This window comes from uncultured Aquimarina sp. (genome assembly GCF_947495315.1).
In the GTDB taxonomy this organism is placed as follows: domain Bacteria; phylum Bacteroidota; class Bacteroidia; order Flavobacteriales; family Flavobacteriaceae; genus Aquimarina.
Genome location: NZ_CANLYD010000003.1, coordinates 210,060 through 235,553 on the forward strand (window position 1 = coordinate 210,060; position 25,494 = coordinate 235,553).

The window sequence follows — 25,494 nt, forward strand, 5'->3', positions numbered from 1 at the left end:
TCTTTAGCCTTTTTTAGGACAACACACATATAGAAAAGGAACAAAAATCATTAAGTAAAAGAAGGTTCGTGAAATTGTTTTTAGGGTTTATCTATTTTTACTTGTTTATAGAGTATGTTAATTAACTTCTTTATATAATATAAACTCAACAATAACAAGCGAACTATGAAATTTAAAATTACTGTAAAAACTGTTTTGTCAATGGTTTTGGTATTTAGTTATGCATTAGTAAATGCACAGAATACCCAAAAATCAATTGCAAAATTACAAGAGCAATCCAATGCTGTCTTAACAATCAACGAGAATTCTGGATTAACAGAATTTGTAAGATTCCCTGCAGGAAAAACTATGCAAGTAAAGGGAGCAACTCTTGAGCAGAAGACTATAAATTTTTTGAAAGACTTTAAATCTCTTTATAATATTGAATCCATTGAAAATTCATTGGTTATAGAGAAAACGAAGAAAGATAATTATGGATTAGACCATGTGATCTTAAAACAACAATATAATGGAGTTCCTGTTTACGGAGGAGAGCTAAGATTTCATTTTGACTTAAACAAAAATATTACTTCAATAAATGGAAAAGTTGTACCTAATATTAAATTGAATACGACTCCCACTTTGAGTATATCCGAATCAAATTCAATTGCACTTTCTGCTATAAGAAGTCAAGGTTTAAATAAATCGGGAGCAGAATTAAAAGTAAATAAAAATACACTTTATATCTATCAAAAAGGTTTGATCAAAGGAGATGCCGGAGCACTTTATCTGGTATATCATATAGAAGTAAGAAATGATAATGATGTAAGAGAGTATGTTTTTATAAATGCACATACAGGTGAAATAGTTGAACAAATAACCGGAATGGCACATGCTCTTGATAGAGTGTTGTATGAAGAAAATACAAGCAATCTTGTTTGGCAAGAGGGAGATGCTTTTCCTGGCATATTAGATCAGTGGCAACAAACTGAATTAGCAGCAGCAGAACATACCTATAATTTTTTTAAAAATGCTTTCGGGTATCTTTCTTATGATGGACAAGATGCACAGATGATAACTATTAATAATAATCCGAATATAAGTTGTCCTAATGCAAATTGGAATGGCGTATCTGCTAATTATTGTACAGGTACTGCAGCGGATGATGTAGTCGCGCACGAGTGGGGACACGCTTATACTGAATATACCAGTAATCTTATTTATGCATATGAATCTGGTGCGATTAATGAATCTTTTTCTGATATCTGGGGAGAAACTATTGATTTGTTAAATGACTACCAAGACGAAGGAGAAGATGTTTCACTTCGTACAGGTTGTGATACTTCACTTAGATGGATGATGGGAGAGGATGCTTCTGCTTTTGGAGGAGCGATTAGAGATATGTGGAATCCTAATTGTGAAGGTGACCCTGGAAAAGTAATTGATTTCAATTATTTATGTGGTACTGCAGATAGTGGAGGTGTTCATATCAATTCTGGTATCCCTAATCATATGTATGCATTGTTAGTTGATGGAGGGACGTTTAATGGACAGACAATTAACGCTATTGGATTAACAAAAGCTGCGCATATATTTTGGAGAGCTCAAAGTAATTATTTAACACTTGTAAGTAATTTTGCAAACTTAGCTGATGCTATTGAAGCCTCTGCTATAGATCTTATAGGTACTAATCTAGAAGGTCTTTCTACTACTGCTCCAGTTGGAGCTTCTGGAGAAATTATTACTGCTGCGGATGTGTTGGAAGTAGAGAAAGCCATATTGGCAGTAGAATTGAGAACACCAAATAACTGTGGTTACCAACCATTATTATCTAATACAGGGACTGTTCTTTGTGATAATGCATCAACGAATGCTATCTTTTTTGAAGATTGGGAGACAGGAACTGATGGATGGACAATGGAACAACTTCCTGAAAACGCTAGTGATTGGGAATCAAGAGATTGGGTTTTAGAATCTTCTCTTCCAAACGAACGCGAAGGACAAGGTATATTTGGTTCGGATCCTATTAATGGCGATTGTAGAATCAACTTTCAAAACGGTATTATACGCCTACAGAGTCCAGTTATAAATATTCCTGCAGTGGCTGAAGGAGGTGTTTTTGAGTTGGCATTTAACCATTTAGTAGCTACAGAAGCTACTTGGGATGGTGGTAACATAAAATATAGTTTAGATGGAGGTCCTTGGACGCTAATACCATCCGAAGCATTTAGTGAGAATCCTTATAATAATACATTAAGAACTGCTGCTGAAGGAAATGATAATCCGCTTCAGAGTGAAAATGCTTTTACTGGCGCTGATGAAGGTTCGAATACAGGAAGCTGGGGAAGAAGTTTGATTGATTTGTCTTCTATTGGAGTAAACGATAATTCCACTATCCAATTTCGATTTGAAATGGGAACTGATGGTTGTAATGGATTGTTTGGTTGGTATATCGATGAAATAATGGTGTTTAATTGTGCCCAAACAACATTATCGGTTGCGGATAATGAGTTTATATCAAAAAATATCAGCGTATATCCAATTCCTTCAGATGGAATTGTTAATTTAAGAAAACTCACAAATATCAATTTAATAAAAGCTGAGATATACGATATTAACGGAAGAATGTTAAAGACAATTGATCTTTCAGATATTACTATCGAAAAAGCAATCGATATCTCCGATTTAACAAGAGGAGTTTACTTTATGTCTGTTGCTACAGAAAATGTTAACGGAGTAATAAGAATAGTAAAAGAGTAAAGTATATAGTGTATTATATATAGTTGCTGAAACACGGCATAGTAACTTAAGTTATTATGTCGTGTTTCACTTTTTACAAAAACTAGATACAATTTTACCATGGATAAAGCTTCTTTACGAAACTTATTTATTAAGTGATAATAAATGCCTAGCAGCTGCAAAAGGAGTAATTTTATGTTGTTGTACAGCTTCGATTTGATCCGATAAGGCTTTTTTGATTGTAGGGTGATTGTAAAAAGAGTTTTTTAGCTGTTCTTCAATAGTTTGTAATAGCCAAAATTTATTTTGTTGGATTCTATTTTTTTCAAAATAACCATTGTTAGACGAAACTTCTAAATATCGTAAGATTAACTCCCACACTTCTTCTATACCAGTATTTTTAAGTGCACTGCACATGAGTACTTCTGGCGACCAACTGCTTTCTGCCAAAGGATATAGGTGTAATGCTTTTCTAAATTGGTTTTTAGCTTCTCGTGCGGGTTTTAGGTTGTCTCCATCAGCTTTGTTGATAACGATCGCATCGGCCATTTCGATAATACCTCTTTTTATTCCCTGCAATTCATCACCTGCTCCAGCTAATTTTAGTAAAAGAAAGAAGTCAACCATTCCGTGCACAGCAGTTTCACTTTGACCAACACCCACTGTTTCAATAATAATCACATCATATCCTGCCGCTTCACAGAGAATAATGGATTCACGAGTTTTTTGAGCTACACCACCCAAAGAATTTCCTGAAGGCGAAGGCCGGATAAAGGCTTTAGGTGATCTTACCAATGATTCCATTCTGGTTTTATCACCTAAGATACTACCTCCAGAAATAGTACTACTGGGATCTACAGCTAATACAGCTACCTTTTTACCTTTTTCTATGAGGAGATTACCTATAGCTTCAATAAAGGTGCTTTTACCTACACCTGGAACTCCTGTAATTCCTATTCTTATAGAGTTATTTGCGTGAGGCAAACATTTTTCGATGAGCTCTTGCGCTTTTTTACTATGCTTTTCCTGTGTACTTTCTACTAAAGTTATTCCTTTGCTTAGAGATGTGGTATTTTGTGAAATAATTCCTTTGAATATATCAGGTATGGACACCTCTTTCTGTTGTAGTTTTTTAAATCGATCAATAGCATTCTGATTAGTTCCAGAAGGTATTTTAGAAGATTGATCCTGATGTTCCATACTATTTTTATTCACAATGTAGCTTTATAACAAATTTATAAATTCATTTGAGTAAACTTGTTATTATTTGAGGTAATACAAAGAGAAAATAGTTTACTTTAATTTTATTGGAACTGCAATTGCTGTTTGATCCCACGCTAGATACATAATCGTAAAGTCATTGGCTTCCTGAAAATAAATAGAAAATTGTTCTACTATATTAAGTAATCGCTGAACTGGAACTTCTATAGTTAAGACATCATATTTGGGATTATGAGAAGGATTTCCATCCGTGAAATTTACGCCCCAATCATATTCACCACTATTAAAAATAACTTTCCACGAATTCTCACCCGGAATTGTCCATAAACTATAAGTGCCTGCCTCTAATACGGTGCCATCCACAAGAATATCCTTATCAATTGTAAAGGTTGTAGCCTCATTGGCTCCTGTTCTCCATACTTGATCAAAAGGGACTAAATCTCCAAAAATTACTCTTTCTTTTTTTAAAGGCCTATTGTAAAAAACGGTAAAATTAGCTTCTTTACTCTTATGGGTTATTGTCTGTTCGGGACTGTGCTTCTTAGTGTTGGATCTTAATATAGATCTGCCTACAATACCAATAATTACTATTCCGATAATAATGATGAGTGATCTTTTTAGAAGCTTTGACATATCTTGAGATTTGATGATTAAAGATAACTTATTTTGGTTATGAAAGTACATATAATTGCTTACTTTTGGGCTCTTACTACTGGTTTATGGTCGAAAAATCCTATAAAAAATTCACTTCAGATATTGTATTTACAGATGATACTTATGTGATCATCGGTTCAGGAGTTGGAGGCCTGTGTACTGCAGTTTTTTTAGCCAAAGCAGGAAAGAAAGTTGTAGTGTTAGAACAGCATTATACTCCTGGTGGGTTTACACATACCTTCAAAAGGCGTAAAGGTTTGGTTTGGGACGTTGGAGTGCATTATGTGGGAAATATGAAAGAGAGTTCGGGATTAAGAAGGATCTTTAATTATTTGTCAGACAACAAACTAGAATGGGATCCAATGGGAGATCCTTATGATGTAGCGTATATCGAAGGTCGTAAATTTGAATTTGTTGGTGGTAAGGAAAATTTTAAGAAGAAGTTTTACGAGTATTTTCCAAATGATAAAATAGCAATTGATAAATATCTGGAGTTGCTGCAAAAGTCAACTAAAAAAAACCTCCTGTATTTTATGCAAAAGGCTTTTCCGGGTTTATTAAGTATATTATTAGGACCATTATTCAGAAGGATACAAAAACCACTTGCTAGTAAAACAACGTATGAAGTTCTTAGTAGTATAACAGATAACCAGGAGTTGATAGCAGTATTATGCGCTCAATGTGGGAACTATGGATTGTCTCCTAAAGAAAGTAGTTTTGCCTCACACTGTATTGTGATTAATCATTTTATGGAAGGAGGTTACTACCCAAGAGGAGGTGCTAGTCGTATCCATGAAACTATTGTTGATAATTTAGAATCACTAGGAGTTAAGGTGTTTATAAAGGCAAGAGTAGAAAAAATTATTACCAAAGGAAGATCTGTAAAAGGATTATTAATTAACGGTAATGAGTATGCTTGCAGAAGAATCATAAGTAATGCAGGAGCTCGTAATACGTTTCAAAAATTACTTGACCCATCTGTAAATAATAAAAAGCATTTAGATTTTAAGAAAATTAGCCCTTCTACCTGTCACCTTTGTCTATATATAGGACTCAATAAAAGTGATTCAGCGTTAAAACTACCAAAATATAATATATGGTGGTATACGGATAAGGATACAGATAGTATTCTTAATGATAAAGAGAATTTGTCAAATGATAAATTATCATTTGCTTACATATCATTTCCATCTGCTAAAGATAGTCTTTGGTCATCAGAACATCCAGATAGAGCAACTATACAATTAATAGGTAGAGCATGGTATAAGGATTTTAGTGAATATGAAGATAAACCTTGGCTAAATAGAGGAGAAGAATATAATAAGATCAAAGAAAGGTTTAAAACTAAAGGATTGTCTTTGTTAAAAGAGTTATATCCACATTTAGATGAGCATATTATTCACGCTGAGGTCTCTACGCCGGTTTCCACTCGAAAATTTAGTAATTATAGTCAAGGAGAAATTTATGGAGTTACTCATGCTCCAGAACGTTATGAAACCAGAGTCTTGCGCCCTAGAACTCATATCAAAGGATTATATCTCACGGGTCAGGATATTACGCTGGTTGGAGTAGGAGGTGCTATGGGAAGCGGTATATTAACAGCCACGACCATAATAAAGTGGAATATGAGTAAACAATTTAAGGAAATAGCAGCAAAATATTAGCTTGGTTATATTCGATTAATTACTCTATTAAAATTCATTACGGTTACTGCACAGGCATTTCTTTGAGTTACTAGTGCATCGAGTATGGATTTCGGTAATTGTTTTGTTTCCATAAAATTATCGATACGATTGATGATGTCTTTGGAGCAGTCTACATTGTTTTTTATAAGGTTAATCATCTTCTCTAACTCCTTTGGATTCTGATTGTCATTTTTATATGGTCTATACATTTTATAAAGGTGTTGATTAATTGATTATTAGTACCTATTAACAAAAATTACTTACTTGATAGGGCGTTAATTTTTTATTAATATTTTGATATTCAATGGTTTCAGTTATTTTGAATATTTTTATCTTTAATTTTGCAACAAGTAAGTATTGAAAGTCGTCTTTAGAAGAGAATAGTAATTAGAGCAGTTTTAAAGAAGTAATCACTAACCAAAATTCGGATAAGTTTGTTACAGAGCGAGCTAATAGAACAATGTAGGACTAATGATCGTAAAGCACAGATGAAGCTTTATAATAAATACTGTGATGGTATGTATTATGTTGCATTACGATTTCTTAAGGACCCTTTTGAGGCAGAAGAGGCTATGCAAGAGTCTTTTATAAAAGCCTTTATGAAACTCCATCAATTTACCGGCGATGTTACTTTTGGTGCATGGCTTAAACGTATAGTGATTAATAAGAGTATTGATATGCTCAAAGCAAAAAAAATGAATATGGTTGCTATTAATGAACAAGTAATGGGTACAGTAGAGGAAATGGATGATTGGTCCGTGTCTGACTCAACTACTGTGGATGAGGTGAAAAGTGCTATAGAAAGATTACCAGAAAAATATAAATATGCTGTAATGCTATTTTTAATAGAAGGATACGATCATAAAGAGATTAGTGAGATATTAGATATTACACCGGTTGCTTCGAGAACTTTAGTGCATAGAGGAAAGAAACAGCTTCAGGATCAACTAAAACATTTGAGAGATGGGACAGGATATTAGAGAGTTACTGAAACAGGATAACAAGATTCCTACAGAGCGATTAACAGAAGGTCACCAAAACCGTTTTATGGCTAGGTTGGAAGAAGAGCTTCCTAAAAAAGCGAGAAAATTTAACTACGGTTGGTTAAGAATAGCTGCGAGTGTAGTTATAATACTGTCTGTTTCCATGTTAGCTTTTAATGAGTTTGGAAATAATGGTATAGACGGAACAGAAGTTGTTGATGTGGATACGCAAGATGCAAAGAATGCTACTGTTGTACTAACTAAGCAGACTTCATCATTGGCTGAGATGTTTCCGGAGTACGAAGAAGCAGAGAACTATTTATTAACGGGTATAAAATTTCAATTATCTCAGATTAATGTAGATGACTCTAATAGAGATTTGGTAGAAAGCTTTATGAAACGATTAGAGAATCTAAATAAAGAATATCTAGATCTTAATAAAGAATTGATAGAAGTGGGGCCTAATGTGCAAAGTGCTGAAGCTATGATAGAAAATTTGACGCTTAGACTCTCTCTTTTAAAAAGACTAAAAGACAAACTAAAAGAATTAGAAAAAATTGAAAATGAAAATTACATTGATATACAAGCTTAATATTATTACACTTAGTTTAGTATGTTTTTCTGGGGTATTTGCGCAGAATAGACAAGATAAATTAAGTGAGAAGTTTGTAGTAAATAAGGATGTTACAGTTCATCTAAATACCAGTCATACAGAAGTTGTATTCGAAACTTGGAATAAAAATTCCGTAGCGATAGAAGCATATATTGAAGGTGATGATATTACAGAAGACAACAAAGAACGTTTCTTGCAAAACTGGCGAATAGAAGCATTGGGTAATAGTCGCGAAATTACCATAAATTCTATTACTGGTAATTTTTGGTCGGGAAATGTATCCGCCGCTAATACAAAGAACGCTGATTTACCAGAATTCAGAAGGTTAGAGCCTGTTATTTCGGATATGTTAAGGCCTATTCTAAAGAATATGAAAAACAACCCAATGCCAAGTGCATTGTCTGAAAACTTGGCAAGTATGAATTTTGATACGAATAAGTTTAAGGAAAATGAGGAAAAATATATCCAGCAGTGGGGGGATCAGATTAAGGAAAAATTTGGTGATAATTACGAAAGTGTTGTAAAAAATTGGACAAAAGAATTAAATAAGAATACTTCGCAAATCCAATCAAATGGATCGATTACTTCTCAGGATTGGGCAGGAGAAGAATTTGCTCGAAGAATGCAAGCCTGGGCTTCTCAATTTTCTGGAGATTTAGAAATAACCCAAACAAATGGATCTAATGTTACGGTATATAGATACAGTTCTAGAATGAATAATTCAGGTGCCATAAATAGAATCGTAAAGGTTAGATTACCAAAAGAGGCGTTGCTTAAACTGAATATTAGACATGGTAATGTCAAGTTAGCAGAAAAAACAACGAATATGATAGCCTCTTTATCTCACACCAGTTTAGAAGCTAATGTCATTGATGGGGATCGTACATTTATCAGAACTTCTTATTCTCCAGTACTTATCAAACAATGGAATAATGGTAGATTGGCTGTTAATTATGTGAAAAATTGCAGAATTCAGAATGCTAAGAATCTTAGAATAAATGCAGACTCTAGTAATATTTTTATTCAGGAATTAGAAGAGAATGCAGCTATCTCCGGAAGTTTTGGAGCAATTACAGTTGCAAATCTTTCAGAATCATTTTCTACCCTGGATTTGGCGATAGAGAATAGTGATTTCAAGTTAAACCTTCCTGAGGCTGCTTTTAACATTGCCTTCAGTGGAGTACAAAGTAGGATCTCTATACCTAAGACCATAGAAGCAAATGCAAGAAGAAATTTTGGCAATGTATTTGTAAATGGATTTAACAAAACCAGAGATACAGATAAGGTAATTACAATAAACGCTAAGTATAGCGATATCATACTACAATAATTTTTATAATAATGTGTTAATTGTTGAAAAGCTCTACTAATCAGTTTAGTAGAGCTTTTTTTATTGGTTGATTTTACCTGTATAAACGTTTTTTCTTGTAAATATAAGATTACATTTTTAATTTTCACAGTGTCTATTTGTGCATTTCATCGGGTATAGAAAAACTTAAGCTAAAAATCTTCAAGACTCTTTTTGTGATTCTCTTTTTGTAGTAAATTTAAAGTGGGAAAATACAAATCATATCAATCTAATTTTAAGTAGCTTATGAAAAAATTATTACTAATTTTTTCTTTAATATGTGCTACAGTTTTGTTTGGAAATAATGGGAATGACGAAAGCCTCATCGTCAGCCGTAATGGAAACATTATTACTGTAGTGGATTTTAAAGATGGGGACAAAGTCAAATTATTCGAGTTAAGAACAGGTAAGATTATTACCTACAAAACCAAGAGGGGAATCTTCGATCTAAGCCAACTTCCGGCTGGAAAATACCTTTTAATTGATAAAAATGGACGAAAAGTAGTTGTCGAGAAACGAATCGATTCAGAGTTCTTTGTTAAATGATTAGAAACCAAAGAATACATACTTCTGTAAGTAAATTACCACTACAATTGTTAAATTTCTTTACATATAATGCTGGTTATTAATGTTTTTTTAAGAAAATTATAATTGTAAGAACAGCGCTTTTTGGTTTGTTCACCTAAATATTGTGCGTTTAATCTATGTTTTAACAATTTTATAAAAAATAAAATATTGATAACCAGTGTTTTAGCAATTTAAAACTGCAGAAATTAACTTTTTTGTGTCATTGGTCGAAAATCAAAAACGTTTGATCTAAAAGTTAGCTATTTTTTTCGGGAAACGATTATTTAGCAATATTATTGTATGGTAATCACGTAATAATATTACAACTAAAAATTACAGACAATGAGAACTTTAGCATTTATTTTCAGCTTACTTTTCTTCACAAACCTTAATGCAAGGATTGAAGATAATAATTTGGAAATTGCTAGAGAAGGATTGGTTGTGGTTGTAGTTGATTTTAAAGAAGGTGATAAGATCAAATTGTTTGAAGTAGAAACGGGTGATCATATTCTATCTAAAACAAGAGGTCAAATTGACCTTAGTCAATTGCCATCAGGAAAATACTTATTAGAAAATAATGAAGGTAAGTCTGTAGTAATAGAGAAAACAGATTTTGATATTGTTATCGAAGAAGAATTAGGAACAGAGTATATAGTTGAAGTTGACAGTGATTCAATGCCTGTTAATGATATGAGTGTAGAAGAAGAGTTAGAAGAGTACTATTTAACTTCAGAAGTAAATCCTTTGGCAATAACGAGAGATGGAGATCTTATTACTGTTGTTGATTTTGAAGAAGGAGATAAAATTAAATTATTTGAAGTTGTAGATAAGGTTCACATTTTATCCAAAACAACAAAATTAGTTGATCTTACGCAGTTGCCTACTGGAAAATATATATTAGAAAATGATAGAGGACAAGCTGTAATGATAGAGAAATTTGATGTAGAACTTCAATATGAAGATACAGTAGCATATAACTAGAAGATTAAATTTATTTTATTAATCATAGAATAAGTGGAATTTGGGGAAAAGACCTATCAGAAATGATAGGTCTTTATAATTTTATAAACTATTAGATAGCTTATTTGTCCAAATTACTAGTCATTTTAAAACCAGTAAATAATCCTGCGCCAGCCATTAAAAAGATGGTTCCTGGATATGCTACTTCTCCATCTACTCCTAGTGTGTAGTGGAGTATTCCAGCTATAAAAATACCTAAACCAATACCCATTAATAGTAATGAAAAGTTAAGAATAAAAACTTTCCAAATGGGAGTTACTCTTTTCTCCTTACTGCTATAAAAGATAGAGGCATCGGCTCCCTTATCAATAAGAGCCATACGTTCCTTGTTTCTGGCAGTAAAAAATAAATAAAAAATACCAAAAATGCATCCGAATATTGATAATGGTATTAGTGCTTCGATAAAACTCATAATTTTTAGATTTAAAAAATTTAACTGTTCGTTTTTAACTATGACGTCATAGATCAGAACTTGGTTACAAAAATCTTAAAAAAATTATTTTGTATCTTTTTCGTAGTAGGATGTAACCATAAACAAAATTGTGTCGTCTAATGTGTAAATGAACCATCAAACAGATCAATATTATATCAAGCAGGTACTAAAAGGAGAGGTAAATGCTTTTTCTAGCTTGGTAGAACGCTATCAAAGCTTGGTGTATACGATAGTGTTCAGAATGATTAGAAATAAAGAAGAAGCCGAAGAAATAGCTCAAGATACTTTTATTAAGGCGTATAAGTCTTTGTCTAAGTATAGGGGAGAAGCTAAATTTTCGACTTGGTTATACACCATTGCATATCGTAAAAGCTTGGATGCAATAAAGAAAAATAAGCGTTTTGTAGCTACGGAGCTTATAGAAGAAATAAGTGAGGGAGAAGTAGGTGTAGTTAATGACGCATTAAGTTATTTGCAAGATGTAGAAAGAAAACGGGTTATATCAGATAGTATACTTAAGCTCCCAGAGGAAGAGTCGGCGATTATAACCTTATATTATTTTGAAGAGAAAAGCGTAAAAGAGATCAAAGAAATTGTCGGTTTGACAGAAGATAATATAAAAATAAAGTTATATCGCAGTAGAAAAAAACTATATTCGATACTTAAGTATCATATTTCACCAGAAATTAATGCTAATAATGGAAGAGCAATATAAAGACATTAAGAGATTAGTAAAAGAAGCAGGTGCAGAACATCCATCTGTGGATTTTTTGCAAAATGTAATGAGTGAGATAAAGATCACTTCAGTGGATAGATCTATCACCTATCAACCATTAATCTCTAAAAAAGCTTGGTTGGTGATGGGTGTATTAATTATTGGGATACTAATTTCTTTGCCATTCTTATCAGAAGGAACATCGATCTTAGATAAAATGGATTTTTCATTTTTAAATGGTGTTAAGAATCCATTTGCTGGTTTTAAGCTTCATAGTGCCACAATGTACGGAATCATATTCCTTGCAATTTTATTTATGGTACAAATTACAGTAATTAAAAGGAGGATCGATAAGATATACTCCGTCTAAATTGATTTGTTTTTCAATCGAAATCATAAAACATTTTTTAAACTTCAATACATTCTTTATTTTACATACTTCATTTGGTTGTATACGGTATGAAAAAAAGAATATGTATTATTGGAGCAGGACCTAGTGGTATTACCGCACTTAAAAATCTAAAAGATAAAAACTTAGAGGTTGTTGTGTATGACCGTAATCAGGAAGTTGGTGGTAACTGGATTTTTTCTGAAGATATCAGCCATTCCAGTGTATTCGAAACCACTCATATCATTAGTTCCAAAACCTTGTCTCAGTATGAGGATTTTACCTTTGATGATTTTGATACTACAGTAGCAGATTATCCATCTCACGATGAGCTAAGAAGATATTTTCAGGCGTATGCCAGGCACTTTGGACTCTATCCGCATATAGAATTTGAAACTACAGTAAAGCATTGTGAACGAATTAGTAGTGAAGAATGGTGTATTACAATTTTACAAAATGGAAAAGAAAGAACAGAATCATTTACAGATTTAGTAGTTTGTAATGGTCATCATTCTGTTCCTAGAATACCTCAATATCCAGGTCGGTTTTCTGGAGAATTTATGCATTCTCATACCTATAAAAAAGCAGCACCGTTTGCAGATAAAAGAGTATTGGTAATTGGTGGAGGTAATTCCGCCTGTGACGTTGCTGTAGAAACCAGTAGGGTAAGTAAGAAAACTGCAATCAGTTGGAGAAGAGGATATAGAATTATTCCTAAATTCTTTTTTGGGTTGCCTTCAGATGTTGTTGGAGCTCGATCTTCCTGGCTTCCCGTGAGAATCCGAAGCTGGTTTAATGATAGGTTGCTAAATATTATGTTAGGCAAGAACAGGTTATATGGTCTACAGGAAGTAAAAACAAAGTTTGGAGAAACGCATCCAACTATAAATGATGAGCTTTTATATAAAGTCCGACACGGAAAAGCACATCCAAAAGTTGATATTGAAAAACTGGATGATACAACAGTATATTTTAAGGATGGAACAAAAGATGATTTTGATGTAATTATTGCGTGTACGGGTTATGTGCTGAAGCATTCATTCTTTGATACATCTTTAATTGATTATAGTAAAGGCCCGGTTCCGTTATATCTTAAAATGTTTCACAAAGAATATCATAATTTGTTTTTTGTTGGAATGTTTCAGCCTTTGGGATGCATTTGGCCTGGATCAGAACTGCAAAGTAAAGTATTGGCAAATTACTTAACTAACGAATGGAAAATGCCAACAAATATTAAGAAACTATGTGAACGAGAAGTAACACATCCTCATTATAAACAAATCGATACTCCCAGACATACGATAACAGTGGATTATCATAAGTTTAGAAAAGCATTATTAAAACAATTACCTAAAAATTGGGTTTCTAAAGAACCTAAAAAGATTTCAAAAAGCGCCTAATGACAGATACATCATTCTCCCAGTTTATCCAGAGTTTATCTCAAAGTTTTATTCCTGTTGTTGATGCAATTTATTCTAAGGAAGATTATGTTGCTATTGACTTGTCAATAGATAACAAAAGATTGGAAGCAATAGATGTATCTTCCTCTAAAGCTTTTGAAGAGTATATAAGCGGATATTTAGCCTTAAATGAGTCAAAGGTAGCTTATGGGGGGTATAACGAAATACGTGGAATCTATAATAGAAGTAAACATTTTAATCAACAAGACCCAGAAACCGAACGTAATATCCATTTAGGATTGGATGTTTGGTGCGATGCGCGAACCGCAGTGCTTGCTCCAATAGCAGGAACTGTTCATAGTTTTCAGAATAATAAGAATTTTGGAGACTATGGTCCTACGATTATTCTGAAACATATAATTCAGGATGTTAGTTTTTATACTTTGTACGGACATTTAACCATCAAGTCTATCGAGAATTTAGAAATAGGTCAGCGTTTTGAAATTGGAGATGTTTTGGCCACACTTGGCGATGCATCCGTAAATGGTGATTATGCACCACATTTACACTTTCAGATTATGAAAGATTTGCAGGGAAATATAGGAGATTATCCAGGAGTGTCTAATAAAAGAGATTTGATATATTATTTAGAGAATTGCCCGGATCCGAATTTACTATTGAAGATTTGATCTAATTACTGGAATTGGTTTAGTGATAGATTGTATTCATCACAATCATTAAAGTAATTTCGTCCTTTTTTATACGATGAATGTTATTTCAATTTTAAGAAAAAAAGCACTTCAGAACAGGTGACATGTGTTTTTTGGCGGTAAAAATAATTATTTCATCCGTTTTTTTATGCACTTTATTTTTTTAAATAGCTAATAATCAGTTGTTTTGTGTTTATTTTAACATATTTTTGGTAGTTTAACGAAAATACCGACTATTTCATCTAAAAGTCTGATTACTAGTTGGTGTGGTAGGTTTTTAGTAGTATACTTGTAAGGTAAAACCGTAATACTTTAACTTCAAAGCCCCCAAAATTATGAAAGTTACAGCCCTAATATTCAGTTTATTTTTATCTATTTCAATTTTTGCTAATGCTAATAATGCACTTGCAGTATACCAAGATGGTTTAACTGTTGAAGTGGTTGATTTTGTAGAAGGCGACAAGTTAAAATTATTCGAACTAGAAACTGGAGATCATATATTGTCAAAATCTTATTCACGTATAGATTTAAGTCAATTACCAATTGGTTCTTATTTATTAGAGAACAATCAAGGACAGTCTGTAGTGATTGATCGTCTGGAAGAAGAGCTTATGATTGAGGGAGCTGTTATCTTACAAGAAGAAGAGTTTACTGTTGAAGGGGATAATGAAATCGTTTTGGATGAGAATGAAGAAATAAATGCAGAAGAAGTAACCATAGAAAATTATATCAGTCCTAATGAAAATCAATTAGCAATTCAGAGAGAAGGTAGTCTTATTATAGTATTAGATTTTGAAGAAGGAGATAAGTTAAAGTTATTCGAAGTTAAGGATACAATTCACGTTTTATCAAAAACAACTAATATTATAGATCTTAGTCAATTACCTGTAGGTGTATACCTTCTTGAAAATAGTAAAGGTGATTCTGTGATTGTAGAGAAGTTTACTGAAGCTCAAAACAGTGTTACAGATTTATAGTATACTAAAATATATTAAAGGGGAAACAAAACGAAAGCGGATTCATTTGAATCCGCTTTTTTTTTTTTGATAAAATGTAGGATATTATTCATTCAGAATTTCTTTCAGAATATATTCATTGTCTTCACCGTGTGTAAATACACCAGTAAGTTGTTCTTGATTGCTAATCTTAGCAGATAATTCATTGCATAAATTTTCACAATCAATACGTATCGAAGAATTTAGTATTGAATAATTATTGTCTTGATCTACAAATACCCAATTGTTAAATATTCCATCAGTCTGATTTAAGGTCAAGCGAACATTAAACTCGGTATCCGATGAAACTGGCATTTTAGAGATAATTTCCAATAAGTCGATTCTGATGTTAGAAGAATCTTCAGGAGGATTTGCAAGCTTGGTTTTACTTACTTTTAGATCGTAAATAAAGCCTAATTCATAGTCGAAACCATTAATTCCATTAAAAGTATGTGTAAAGTTGTCTTGCCCGATCTGATTGCCTTCTTCAATCAATAACACAGTTCCTAGGCCTCCAAAAAAGAATCCATTGGTAGTGGTTTTATAGTGATTAACTCTAATAGTAGTGATTTCAAAGACTTCATCATCATCACTACAAGAACTTAGAATAAGTGATACAACTAGTAAAAACAATATTTTTTTCATTGTAGTTTTATTATAAGATCAAAAAAATGCTAAAAGGTTGCTTCAGTTTTATAATAGATGATGTTAAAAAAAATACATAGAATTATGATGTATTGTATTTTTATGTATATTTGAACTATGTATTCAAAAGAACTACTTAAAGGAACCTTATCTGTGATTATTCTTAATCTATTATCGGAGAAGGGTAGAATGTATGGGTATGAGATTTTTCAGCAAGTAAAAGAACGCTCTGAAGGTAAAATCTTATTAAAGGATGGTTCTTTATACCCTGCATTACAAAAAATGAAGAAAGATGGCTTGTTGACTTGCGAAGAGGAGTACATCGGAAAAAGGGTTAGAAAGTATTATTTACTAACATTAAAAGGAAAGGAGGAAAAGGTGACTTATGTAGAAGAACTCAAAGATTTTATGATAACTCTTAACAACGTTATTTTTCCAAAGTTGGATGTTATATGAAGTTAAGTACTGAACAAGAAGAAAGGATTAAGGATTTTGTTAATAAGCAAGGCCTAACAATACCGGCTTTACGAGATGACATATTAGATCATTTATGTTGTGTTGTAGAAAGTGAGCTAAAAGCTGGTAAAACATTTGATCAATCATTACAGGATGCTATATCGGAACTTGCACCGAATGGTTTGATCGATTTAGAACGTAAAACATTTTTTTTATTAAACTCAAAACGAATTATTATGATGAAAAAACTGATGTATTTTATTGGATTTGTTGGTGCATTAACCTTAACTACAGGAATTACTTTTAAGCTATTATGGTATCCTGGAGCCAACAAGCTTTTTATAATTGGTTTTCTATTATTATTGTTGGTTTTTGTACCAATGTTAGCTTTTGATAGATATAAAGTTGCAATTGCTAAAACACTTTCAGAGCGATTAAAAATTATTCTGGGTTGTATCTCTGGTGTTATTGTAGGTTTGTCCGGATTGTTTAAGCTGATGCACTGGATGGGTGCAGAGGTATTATTATTAGCAGGAGCTTTTATTTTTGCTATTGGATATTTGCCATTTTTATTCTTTACAATGTATAAGCGAGCGCTTGCCTAGAGGAATAATGTAAAATAAAACGAAAAAACCCTGAAGTATCACTTCAGGGTTTTTTCGTTTCTATATAGATGTTTTTGAGGCCTATTCACTCACAAGTACCCATTCTCCCTTTTCAATTAGAGGAATAGCTTGCTTGTATTTAACGGTTTTGCTCTCTCCGCTCATTACGTGTTTGATAGTAACTTTATCATTACGACCAATTTTAGGTTGCTCACGAACGATAGTCTCGGTTACTTGTTGTCGTTGTTGCGTTTGCCCTGCAGCTCTGCTTTGCGCAGCACGCTCATCCATATTAGGGATTTCTTCTTTAGAAGTTTCCAGATTTTCTTTTCTTTTTACCTGACGAGCTTCAGAGATGTCCTGAGTATTTCCAGTTGGTAGCTCTCCTTTGAATAAGAAAGAAATAACATCTTTGTTTACTTCTTCGATCATCGATTTAAACAATTCAAAAGCTTCGAATTTATAGATTAATAATGGATCTTTCTGCTCGTGAACAGCTAACTGTACACTCTGTTTTAACTCATCCATCTTACGAAGGTGTGTTTTCCAGGCATCATCAATGATAGCTAATGTAATATTCTTTTCGAAATCTGTAATTAATTGCTTTCCTTGACTTTCATATGCTTTCTCAAGGTTGGTGGCAACATTCAGGCTTTTTACTCCATCTGTAAAAGGAACTAAAATACGCTCATATTTACTAGAAGGGTCTTCATATACTTGCTTAATCACAGGATATGCAGCTTCAGCATTGCGCTTCATTTTATCCTGATAATGCTCGTAAGCAGCTTTATAAACTTCTCCAGCAATTTTCTGAGCATCCATTTTTTCGAATTCCTCGGCAGTAATTGGGCTGCTCATAGAGAAATAACGAATTAATTCAAACTCAAAGTTTTTAAAATCTTGCGCATTTTTATTTCCTTCGGTAATCACCTCTGCAGTATCATAGATCATATTGGCAAGATCTACACGAAGACGCTCACCATATAAGGCGTGATATCTACGCTTGTATACTACTTCACGTTGTGCATTCATTACGTCATCATACTCCAGTAATCGTTTACGAACACCAAAGTTATTTTCTTCTACTTTTTTCTGAGCTCTTTCGATAGATTTAGAGATCATAGAATGCTGGATCACTTCACCTTCTTTCAGCCCCATTCTATCCATCATCTTAGCGATACGCTCTGATCCAAATAAACGCATCAGGTTATCTTCTAAGGATACATAGAAGTTAGAACTTCCTGGATCTCCCTGACGACCTGCACGACCACGTAACTGTCTGTCTACACGTCTAGAATCATGACGTTCAGTACCTATAATTGCTAAGCCACCAGCAGCTTTTACTTCGTCACTTAATTTGATATCCGTTCCACGACCTGCCATATTGGTTGCAATCGTTACAACTCCAGGATTACCAGCTTCGGCAACAATATCAGCTTCTTTTTTATGAAGCTTTGCATTCAGTACATTATGAGGAACTTTACGGATAGTAAGCATTCTACCTAGTAATTCTGAAATTTCTACAGAAGTGGTACCGATTAGTACAGGTCTTCCTGCTCGCGATAATTCAGTTACTTCTTCGATAACCGCATTATACTTTTCACGCTTGGTTTTGTAAACTAAATCTTCTTTGTCTTTTCTGGCAATAGGTCTGTTGGTAGGGATTTCTACTACATCTAATTTGTAGATTTCCCAAAGTTCTCCTGCCTCGGTAACTGCCGTACCTGTCATACCAGATAGTTTGCCATACATACGGAAGTAGTTCTGTAGTGTTACTGTAGCAAATGTCTGGGTGGCATCTTCGATCTTTACATTTTCTTTTGCTTCAATTGCCTGGTGTAATCCATCGCTATAACGACGGCCATCCATAATACGTCCGGTTTGCTCATCAACGATTTTTACTTTGTTATCCATTACCACATATTCCACATCTTTTTCGAATAATGAATATGCTTTTAATAACTGACGTAAGGTATGGATACGCTCACTCTTTACACTATATTCTCTAAAAAGATCTTCTTTCTTTTCAGCTTCATCTGTTTTGGATAGTCCAAGGTCTTCAATTTTAGCAATTTCCATCCCAATTTGCGGTAGTACAAAGAAATCAGGGTTTTCTTTACCAGAAAGATAATCTACACCCTTATCTGTAAGATCGATTTGATTGTTCTTTTCTTCGATCACATAATAGAGGTCTGCATCAATCTTATGCATCTCACGGTTATTATCCTGCATGTAGAAATTCTCAGTTTTCTGAAGTAACATTTTTACTCCTTCTTCACTTAAGAATTTAATTAATGCTTTGTTTTTAGGAATACCTCTATATACTTGTAATAGTTTAAAACCACCATCTTTAGTGTTACCCTCTTTGATTAGTTTCTTTGCTTCAGCAAGAAGTGTAGTTAAATATTTTTGTTGTACACCAACAATATCAGCGATTTTTGGTTTTAACTCATCAAATTCGTGAATATCTCCTTTTGGAATTGGTCCGGAAATAATTAAAGGTGTTCTCGCATCATCAATTAATACAGAATCTACCTCATCTATGATGGCATAGTTATGCGGACGTTGTACCAGATCTTCTGGAGCGTGAGACATGTTATCTCTTAAATAATCAAAACCAAATTCGTTATTAGTTCCGTAGGTGATATCAGCATTATAAGCAGCTCTACGTTCTGCAGAGTTAGGTCTATGGTTGTCGATACAATCCACTGTTAATCCGTGAAATTGGAAAATTGGTGCCATCCATTCGCTATCACGACGTGCCAGATAATCATTTACGGTTACTAAGTGAACACCATTACCAGATAATGCATTAAGATATACAGGAAGCGTTGCTACTAAGGTTTTACCTTCTCCCGTTTGCATCTCTGCTACTTTTCCTTCGTGCAGTGCAATACCACCAATCAATTGTACGTCATAGTGTACCATATCCCATTTCACCTCTTTACCGGCAGCATCCCAGCTTGTTGACCAGATAGCCTGATCTCCATCTAGAGTGATATGTTCTCTGTCGCCAGAAAGCTCACGATCATAAGTAGTAGCTTCTACAGTAATCGCATCGTTTTCGGCAAACCTTTTAGCAGTTTCTTTTATTAAAGCAAAAGCTTGCGGTAGGATTTCATTTAATGCTTTCTCTGTAGCTTCATATGCATCCTTTTTTAGCTTATCAATCTCTCCATAGATATCTTCTTTTCTGTCAATATCTTCTGTTGCATCCGCTTCTTCAGCAAGTGTGTCTATTTTTGCATTGATATCGGCACGAGCTTCGTTAATGAAATTTTTGAACTCTACGGTTTTGGCTCGTAGTTCATTATCAGAAAGTGCTGCGATAGCTTGTTCTTCCTTTTTGATCAATTCAACCTTTGGTTGGATTTCTTTTATATCTTTTTTGGATTTATCTCCAACAAATACTTTTAATACAGAATCTAAAACTCCCATGGTTTATGGTTATGTGTTTTTTTATGAGATTTTAATTTTAAAATGAAACTAACTTATTGATCCTGTGAAGGTTTTTTTTAAGTTAAACTCCAATTCTTGGAATATAGTGTAATCTCAACGCCTTAAGGGCAATATTATACAATACTTTACAGGCTATATAATAGCTTGAAAAAGTGGCGTAATTTACGCAAAAAAAAAGCCTCTTGCGAGACTTTTAATACTATTTAAATATTTTTTTAATATTCATCCTCATTCCAAAGATAATCTTCGTCAGTAGGATAATCTGGCCATATCTCTTCTATAGAATCATACGAATCTCCCTCATCTTCAATAGATTGTAGGTTTTCCACAACCTCTAGCGGTGCTCCCGTACGAATTGCATAGTCAATTAACTCATCTTTGGTTGCTGGCCAAGGTGCATCACTTAAATAAGATGCTAATTCTAAAGTCCAATACATATGCTTACTGGTTTAATTTTTTTTGCAAAAATAATTTTTTAGTTTAAAAAGTCAAGTAAAAAATTAATTATTTACACAATAATTATAAGAACGTGATTTTTCGGGTATTACCCTTAACTTATTTTTAGGCTTTCAAAAGTGTTAAGAATTCTTCTTAGGAATCCATTGTATTTCATCTGCCTGCAAATCGTTGGACAACTTTCGTGCCAGTACAAATAGATAGTCAGATAGTCGGTTTAAGTACTGTAAAGTGGTCTCTTCAAAAGGCTCTAATTCATATAACGCTGTTGCTAAACGCTCGGCTCTTCTGCATACACAGCGGGCAATGTGACAGAATGACACTGTTTGGTGTCCTCCAGGTAACACAAAATGTGTCATGGGTGGTAAAGACTCATTCATACGATCCATTTCGGTTTCTAAAAGTGTTATGTCTTCTGCAGAAATAGTTGGGATATTAAGTCGTTTCTGTCCACTCTTTAGTATTGCTTTTTCAGGATCGGTTGCTAAGACTGCTCCAACAGTAAATAATTTATCCTGGATGTTAATTAATACTTTTTTACTTAACTCATCTATTTGTTGATCCCGAACTAGACCGATATGAGAATTTAATTCATCTACGGTACCATAGCTGTCTATGCGAATATGATGTTTAGGGACTCTGGTGCCGCCAAATAATGCCGTAGTACCTTTATCTCCTGTTTTTGTATATATCTTCATCTGTTTTATTTAGGTATGTAATATCAAGTAAGTTATAAATTTTGATTAAAGAATAATTCAAGCTTCTCTCCCTTTGGGAGAGATGTCCGCGTGAGCGGACAGAGAGGGTATTAGTTCAGTTGTATATTCAATGCTAATTGTGTTTTATGGCAAATAACCACTCAAGGGTCATTTTTTCCTCTTTTTAAAATAATTCTTTCTAAAATCTCTTTTGTCTCTATTGTATAATTTTTTTTTGTTTCGTCCTGAATTCCAACGCACAACAAAAAATAGGAGCGCTATTCCTATAACGACTAATACCAATTGCGTTTCTTCAGAAAGTGTATCAAACATGATTTCTTCTTTTGCGGTAAATGTAGTAAATAGTGATGAGTATTTTGAGTAGCTGAGTACTGGAGTATTGGAGATATTTCTTTTCCTAAATCAACTCATAAACTCATAGCTTCAAAAACTAACAAACTCAAATACTATTTTACTACATTTGTACCGCTATGGAATTTTCTTCAAAGTTATTAGAAAACGCAGTATATGAGATGTCACAGTTGCCAGGTATTGGTAAACGAACGGCATTACGATTGGTATTACATCTATTAAGACAGCCAGAAACACAGACACAGCATTTAGTAAAAGCATTAGGTACTTTGAGAGAAGAGGTGAAGTTTTGCAAAAAATGCAACAGCATTAGTGATGTAGAAGTTTGTGATATCTGTAGTAATCCTAATAGAATTCAGGATATCATTTGTGTAGTAGAAGATATTAGAGATGTTATGGCGATTGAGAGTACAAGTCAATACCGAGGTTTATATCACGTTTTAGGAGGGAAAATAAGTCCAATGGATGGTATTGGGCCTCATAATCTTAAAATCGATACACTAATTGAAAAAGCAAAATCTGGTGAAGTGAGAGAGTTGATTTTTGCCTTAAGTGCTACGATGGAAGGAGATACCACTAATTTTTATATCTATAAACAATTAGAAGGTATAGAGATAAAAACTTCTACTATTGCCAGAGGAATTGGTGTAAATGACGAATTAGAGTATGCCGATGAGGTAACTTTAGGAAGAAGTATCATCAATAGAATTCCGTTTGAAAATGCATTGAAGAACTCGTAATATGTATCACTTTTAAAACTTGATCTTCTGAAACTATCCGTCGTCATCCTTAATTATAATGTACGTTACTTTTTAGAGCTATGTATCCTTAGCGTTCAGAAAGCTGTAGCTACCTTGGACGCAGAAATTATCGTAATTGATAATAACTCGCCTGATGATAGTTGCGCAATGGTCAGAGAACGTTTCCCTGATAGTATATTGATCGAAAATAAAGAGAATGTTGGCTTCGCTAAAGCCAATAATCAAGGAGTTGCTATGGCCAAAGGAGAATATATCTGTATTCTTAATCCTGATACTGTAGTTGCAGAAGAGACTTTTATTAATATACTTGAAATTTTTAAGGAATTACCAAGTATAGGCATGGCAGGGCCAAAATTAATAAGCGGAGTTGGTATTTTTCATCCTGAAAGTAAAAGAAATATTCCATCACCTTTAACATCATTCGGAAGACTCTTTAGGATAAGAATAGGTAAGGTGAAAAATTATTACTCAGATCACATTCCTATTAACGGTATAGGTAATGTTGACATTCTTGTGGGTGCTTTTATTTTGGTAAAAAAAGAGAATTATAAATCCGTAGGAGGTTTTGATGAAGACTATTTTATGTATGGAGAGGATATCGATCTCTCTTATAAAATGAAAAAGAAAGGATTAGAAAACTATTACATCGGTACGATACCTGTAATCCATTATAAAGGCGAAAGTACCGATCGCAATGCAGAGTATATCAAACGCTTTTATGGCGCGATGCGATTGTTTTATCAAAAACATTTTAAAAGTAACTTGTTTTTAGATTTTATCGTATCGGTTGGAATACGACTTACATCTTTGATACAATCATTCAAAAATAATCATAAAGAAAAACGAGTGATTGATCAGTATTATCTGGTTTCAGAAAATGAAGAATTAAAACAGAAGCTTATCGATGTATTACAAAAAGAAGTGCAATTTACTTCTTTAGAATCCGTGGAGAATTTGGGATATACTAATAACGAACTTATCTTTGACAATGAGTTATTAAGTTTTAATGAGATAATAAGTTCCATGCAGCGATTAAAAAAATCGAATATGACCTTTAAGATCAGGCCTGCAGGATGTAATTTTATATTAGGAAGTGATTTTAGTGATGGAAAAGGCGAAGTGATTACTTTTTAAAGAAACTTTAATAAAGAAAAATTAATTTAAGATCTTAACTTTTATTAATTTCGCAAAAAATATAACTAATAAATACCTTTGATTAAGAATATGGCAAAATTTGAGCTTAAACTTCCGAAGATGGGTGAGAGTGTTGCAGAAGCAACAATAACAACTTGGTTAAAAGAAGTTGGAGAAACTATCGAGATGGACGATGCAGTATTAGAAATTGCTACGGACAAGGTAGATAGTGAAGTTCCTTGTGAAGTAGAAGGTGTATTGGTCGAAAAACTTTTTGAAGTTGATGATGTTGTAAAAGTTGGCCAAACGATCGCTATTATCGAAACAGAAGGAGAAGGTGTTGTAGAAGCAGCAGTATCAGAAGAAAATAAAACAGTAGCTTCAGCTCCTGAAGCAGCAGCAGTAATCGAAAACAATATGGCTGCGGTAACAGAAACCGTGACTGCCAAAGCAGATTTCTCAGAGAGTTCTAAGTTTTATTCTCCATTAGTAAAAAATATCGCTGCCGCAGAAGGAATTTCTGTAGCAGAACTAGAAAATATATTTGGAAGCGGAAAAGACGGTAGAGTTACCAAAAATGATATCCTACAGTTTGTAGAAGATCGTAAAGCCGGTAAAACTGCAGCAACTCCTGCTGCACCAGCAGTAACGGAGCAAAAAACAGCTCCTGCTAAGAAAGCAGAAGCTCCAAAAGCAGCACCAGTAGTTGCATCTGGAGAGGATGAGATTATAGAAATGACCAGAATGGGCAAATTGATTGCACATCATATGGTAGAATCTGTACAGACTTCTGCTCACGTACAGTCTTTTATCGAAGCCGATGTAACCAATATCTGGAACTGGAGAAAGAAGGTAAAAGGAGATTTCATGAAGAGAGAAGGAGAGAATCTAACATTCACTCCGATATTTATGGAAGCTGTGGCAAAAGCCATCAGAGATTTTCCGATGATCAATATTTCTGTTTCTGGAGATACTGTGATCAAAAAGAAAAATATCAATCTGGGCATGGCAGCAGCTTTAGCAGATGGTAATCTGATTGTGCCGGTAATCAAAAATGCAGATCAGTTAAACCTGGTTGGGATGACTAAAGCAGTAAATGATTTAGCAGGCAGAGCACGTACCAATGCATTAAAACCAGATGATATCCAGAGCGGAACCTATACAGTAACAAATGTAGGTACTTTTGGTAGCATTATGGGGACACCGATTATCAACCAACCACAGGTTGCAATTTTAGCATTAGGAGCGATCCGTAAAGTACCTGCCGTGATCGAAACGCCAGACGGAGATTTTATTGGTATCCGTTATAAAATGTTCTTATCACACTCTTACGATCATCGAGTAGTAAACGGAGCATTAGGAGGGCAGTTTGTACAACGCGTAAAAGACTACCTGGAAGCTTTTGATGTAAATAGAGAATTTTAAAATTTACACTATACCGAACACTGAGCTTGTCGA

25 protein-coding genes are annotated in these 25,494 nt (G+C 33.6%); 17 read left to right on the forward strand and 8 right to left on the reverse strand.

Annotated features, from left to right (window positions below; all coding sequences use genetic code 11):
- Positions 1–165 precede the first annotated feature (165 nt).
- Complete coding sequence (locus Q0910_RS06660; protein WP_299213825.1) at positions 166–2,739, forward strand: M4 family metallopeptidase; 2,574 nt, start codon at positions 166–168, stop codon at positions 2,737–2,739.
- Positions 2,740–2,862: 123 nt separating this feature from the next.
- Here Q0910_RS06660 and meaB read toward each other — a convergent pair whose 3' ends face one another.
- The gene (gene meaB / locus Q0910_RS06665; RefSeq protein ID WP_299213879.1) at positions 2,863–3,933 is read right to left on the reverse strand and encodes a methylmalonyl Co-A mutase-associated GTPase MeaB; all 1,071 of its coding nucleotides are present in this window, start codon (positions 3,931–3,933) and stop codon (positions 2,863–2,865) included.
- A gap of 78 nt (positions 3,934–4,011) precedes the next feature.
- Positions 4,012–4,572: a DUF2911 domain-containing protein gene (locus Q0910_RS06670; RefSeq protein WP_299213882.1), complete on the reverse strand. Its 561-nt coding sequence runs from the start codon at positions 4,570–4,572 to the stop codon at positions 4,012–4,014.
- Between the two features lie 86 nt (positions 4,573–4,658).
- Between Q0910_RS06670 and Q0910_RS06675 the strand changes: the two genes are divergently transcribed.
- Positions 4,659–6,257 carry an NAD(P)/FAD-dependent oxidoreductase gene (locus Q0910_RS06675; protein ID WP_299213884.1) on the forward strand — a complete coding sequence of 533 codons (1,599 nt, stop codon included), beginning with the start codon at positions 4,659–4,661 and terminating at the stop codon, positions 6,255–6,257.
- 5 nt (positions 6,258–6,262) lie between these two features.
- Here the strand turns inward: Q0910_RS06675 and Q0910_RS06680 are convergent, their stop codons facing one another.
- Positions 6,263–6,487, reverse strand: a complete 225-nt coding sequence (locus Q0910_RS06680; protein WP_299213887.1) for a hypothetical protein — start codon at positions 6,485–6,487, stop codon at positions 6,263–6,265.
- Between the two features lie 279 nt (positions 6,488–6,766).
- Here Q0910_RS06680 and Q0910_RS06685 point away from each other — a divergent pair, with 279 nt between their 5' ends.
- The 5 genes from Q0910_RS06685 (at position 6,767) to Q0910_RS06705 (ending at position 10,770) form a co-directional block, all read left to right on the forward strand.
- Positions 6,767–7,258, forward strand: coding sequence for a sigma-70 family RNA polymerase sigma factor (locus tag Q0910_RS06685; protein ID WP_118464003.1), 492 nt, complete (start codon positions 6,767–6,769; stop codon positions 7,256–7,258).
- Positions 7,242–7,853, forward strand: a complete 612-nt coding sequence (locus Q0910_RS06690) for a hypothetical protein (protein WP_299213890.1) — start codon at positions 7,242–7,244, stop codon at positions 7,851–7,853. Before Q0910_RS06685 ends, Q0910_RS06690 begins: the two co-directional genes overlap by 17 nt.
- Entirely contained in the window at positions 7,825–9,204 is a 1,380-nt protein-coding gene (locus Q0910_RS06695; RefSeq protein WP_299213893.1) for a hypothetical protein, read from the forward strand. The genes Q0910_RS06690 and Q0910_RS06695 overlap by 29 nt, the downstream gene beginning before the upstream one ends.
- 264 nt (positions 9,205–9,468) lie before the next feature.
- Positions 9,469–9,768, forward strand: coding sequence for a hypothetical protein (locus tag Q0910_RS06700; protein ID WP_299213896.1), 300 nt, complete (start codon positions 9,469–9,471; stop codon positions 9,766–9,768).
- A gap of 363 nt (positions 9,769–10,131) precedes the next feature.
- Positions 10,132–10,770 (forward strand): hypothetical protein, encoded by a 639-nt coding sequence (locus Q0910_RS06705; RefSeq protein WP_299213899.1) that lies wholly within the window; start codon positions 10,132–10,134, stop codon positions 10,768–10,770.
- A 100-nt stretch (positions 10,771–10,870) separates the two neighbouring features.
- Here the strand turns inward: Q0910_RS06705 and Q0910_RS06710 are convergent, their stop codons facing one another.
- Positions 10,871–11,221, reverse strand: a complete 351-nt coding sequence (locus Q0910_RS06710; RefSeq protein WP_299213901.1) for a DUF6249 domain-containing protein — start codon at positions 11,219–11,221, stop codon at positions 10,871–10,873.
- 148 nt (positions 11,222–11,369) lie between these two features.
- Here Q0910_RS06710 and Q0910_RS06715 point away from each other — a divergent pair, with 148 nt between their 5' ends.
- From Q0910_RS06715 to Q0910_RS06735, 5 genes are all read left to right on the forward strand, one after another.
- Positions 11,370–11,957: an RNA polymerase sigma factor gene (locus Q0910_RS06715; RefSeq protein WP_299213903.1), complete on the forward strand. Its 588-nt coding sequence runs from the start codon at positions 11,370–11,372 to the stop codon at positions 11,955–11,957.
- Entirely contained in the window at positions 11,941–12,327 is a 387-nt protein-coding gene (locus tag Q0910_RS06720; protein ID WP_299213905.1) for a hypothetical protein, read from the forward strand. The genes Q0910_RS06715 and Q0910_RS06720 overlap by 17 nt, the downstream gene beginning before the upstream one ends.
- An 89-nt stretch (positions 12,328–12,416) precedes the next feature.
- Entirely contained in the window at positions 12,417–13,745 is a 1,329-nt protein-coding gene (locus tag Q0910_RS06725) for an NAD(P)-binding domain-containing protein (protein ID WP_299213907.1), read from the forward strand.
- The gene (locus Q0910_RS06730; protein WP_299213911.1) at positions 13,745–14,434 is read left to right on the forward strand and encodes a peptidoglycan DD-metalloendopeptidase family protein; all 690 of its coding nucleotides are present in this window, start codon (positions 13,745–13,747) and stop codon (positions 14,432–14,434) included. Before Q0910_RS06725 ends, Q0910_RS06730 begins: the two co-directional genes overlap by 1 nt.
- Positions 14,435–14,790: 356 nt before the next feature.
- Positions 14,791–15,432 carry a hypothetical protein gene (locus tag Q0910_RS06735; protein ID WP_299213914.1) on the forward strand — a complete coding sequence of 214 codons (642 nt, stop codon included), beginning with the start codon at positions 14,791–14,793 and terminating at the stop codon, positions 15,430–15,432.
- 84 nt (positions 15,433–15,516) lie between these two features.
- Here Q0910_RS06735 and Q0910_RS06740 read toward each other — a convergent pair whose 3' ends face one another.
- Positions 15,517–16,095 carry a DUF4377 domain-containing protein gene (locus tag Q0910_RS06740; protein ID WP_299213916.1) on the reverse strand — a complete coding sequence of 193 codons (579 nt, stop codon included), beginning with the start codon at positions 16,093–16,095 and terminating at the stop codon, positions 15,517–15,519.
- A 117-nt stretch (positions 16,096–16,212) separates the two neighbouring features.
- Between Q0910_RS06740 and Q0910_RS06745 the strand changes: the two genes are divergently transcribed.
- Both Q0910_RS06745 and Q0910_RS06750 read left to right on the forward strand, forming a co-directional pair.
- Positions 16,213–16,551, forward strand: coding sequence for a PadR family transcriptional regulator (locus Q0910_RS06745; RefSeq protein WP_299213918.1), 339 nt, complete (start codon positions 16,213–16,215; stop codon positions 16,549–16,551).
- Positions 16,548–17,156: a hypothetical protein gene (locus tag Q0910_RS06750; protein ID WP_299213920.1), complete on the forward strand. Its 609-nt coding sequence runs from the start codon at positions 16,548–16,550 to the stop codon at positions 17,154–17,156. The genes Q0910_RS06745 and Q0910_RS06750 overlap by 4 nt, the downstream gene beginning before the upstream one ends.
- Positions 17,157–17,237: 81 nt before the next feature.
- Here the strand turns inward: Q0910_RS06750 and secA are convergent, their stop codons facing one another.
- The 3 genes from secA to Q0910_RS06765 form a co-directional block, all read right to left on the reverse strand.
- Complete coding sequence (secA, locus tag Q0910_RS06755) at positions 17,238–20,594, reverse strand: preprotein translocase subunit SecA (protein WP_299213923.1); 3,357 nt, start codon at positions 20,592–20,594, stop codon at positions 17,238–17,240.
- Between the two features lie 236 nt (positions 20,595–20,830).
- Positions 20,831–21,052, reverse strand: coding sequence for a DUF2795 domain-containing protein (locus Q0910_RS06760; RefSeq protein ID WP_006989959.1), 222 nt, complete (start codon positions 21,050–21,052; stop codon positions 20,831–20,833).
- 141 nt (positions 21,053–21,193) lie between these two features.
- Positions 21,194–21,769: a cob(I)yrinic acid a,c-diamide adenosyltransferase gene (locus Q0910_RS06765; RefSeq protein WP_299213928.1), complete on the reverse strand. Its 576-nt coding sequence runs from the start codon at positions 21,767–21,769 to the stop codon at positions 21,194–21,196.
- Positions 21,770–22,260: 491 nt separating this feature from the next.
- On the opposite strand from Q0910_RS06765, the gene recR reads away from it, so the two are divergent.
- The 3 genes from recR (at position 22,261) to Q0910_RS06780 (ending at position 25,461) form a co-directional block, all read left to right on the forward strand.
- On the forward strand, positions 22,261–22,881 hold the full coding sequence (gene recR, locus Q0910_RS06770) for a recombination mediator RecR (protein WP_299213930.1): 621 nt from the start codon (positions 22,261–22,263) through the stop codon (positions 22,879–22,881).
- 45 nt (positions 22,882–22,926) lie between these two features.
- On the forward strand, positions 22,927–24,036 hold the full coding sequence (locus tag Q0910_RS06775; RefSeq protein WP_366142648.1) for a glycosyltransferase family 2 protein: 1,110 nt from the start codon (positions 22,927–22,929) through the stop codon (positions 24,034–24,036).
- 90 nt (positions 24,037–24,126) lie between these two features.
- Positions 24,127–25,461, forward strand: a complete 1,335-nt coding sequence (locus Q0910_RS06780; RefSeq protein ID WP_299213933.1) for a dihydrolipoamide acetyltransferase family protein — start codon at positions 24,127–24,129, stop codon at positions 25,459–25,461.
- The last annotated feature ends 33 nt before the right edge of the window (positions 25,462–25,494 follow it).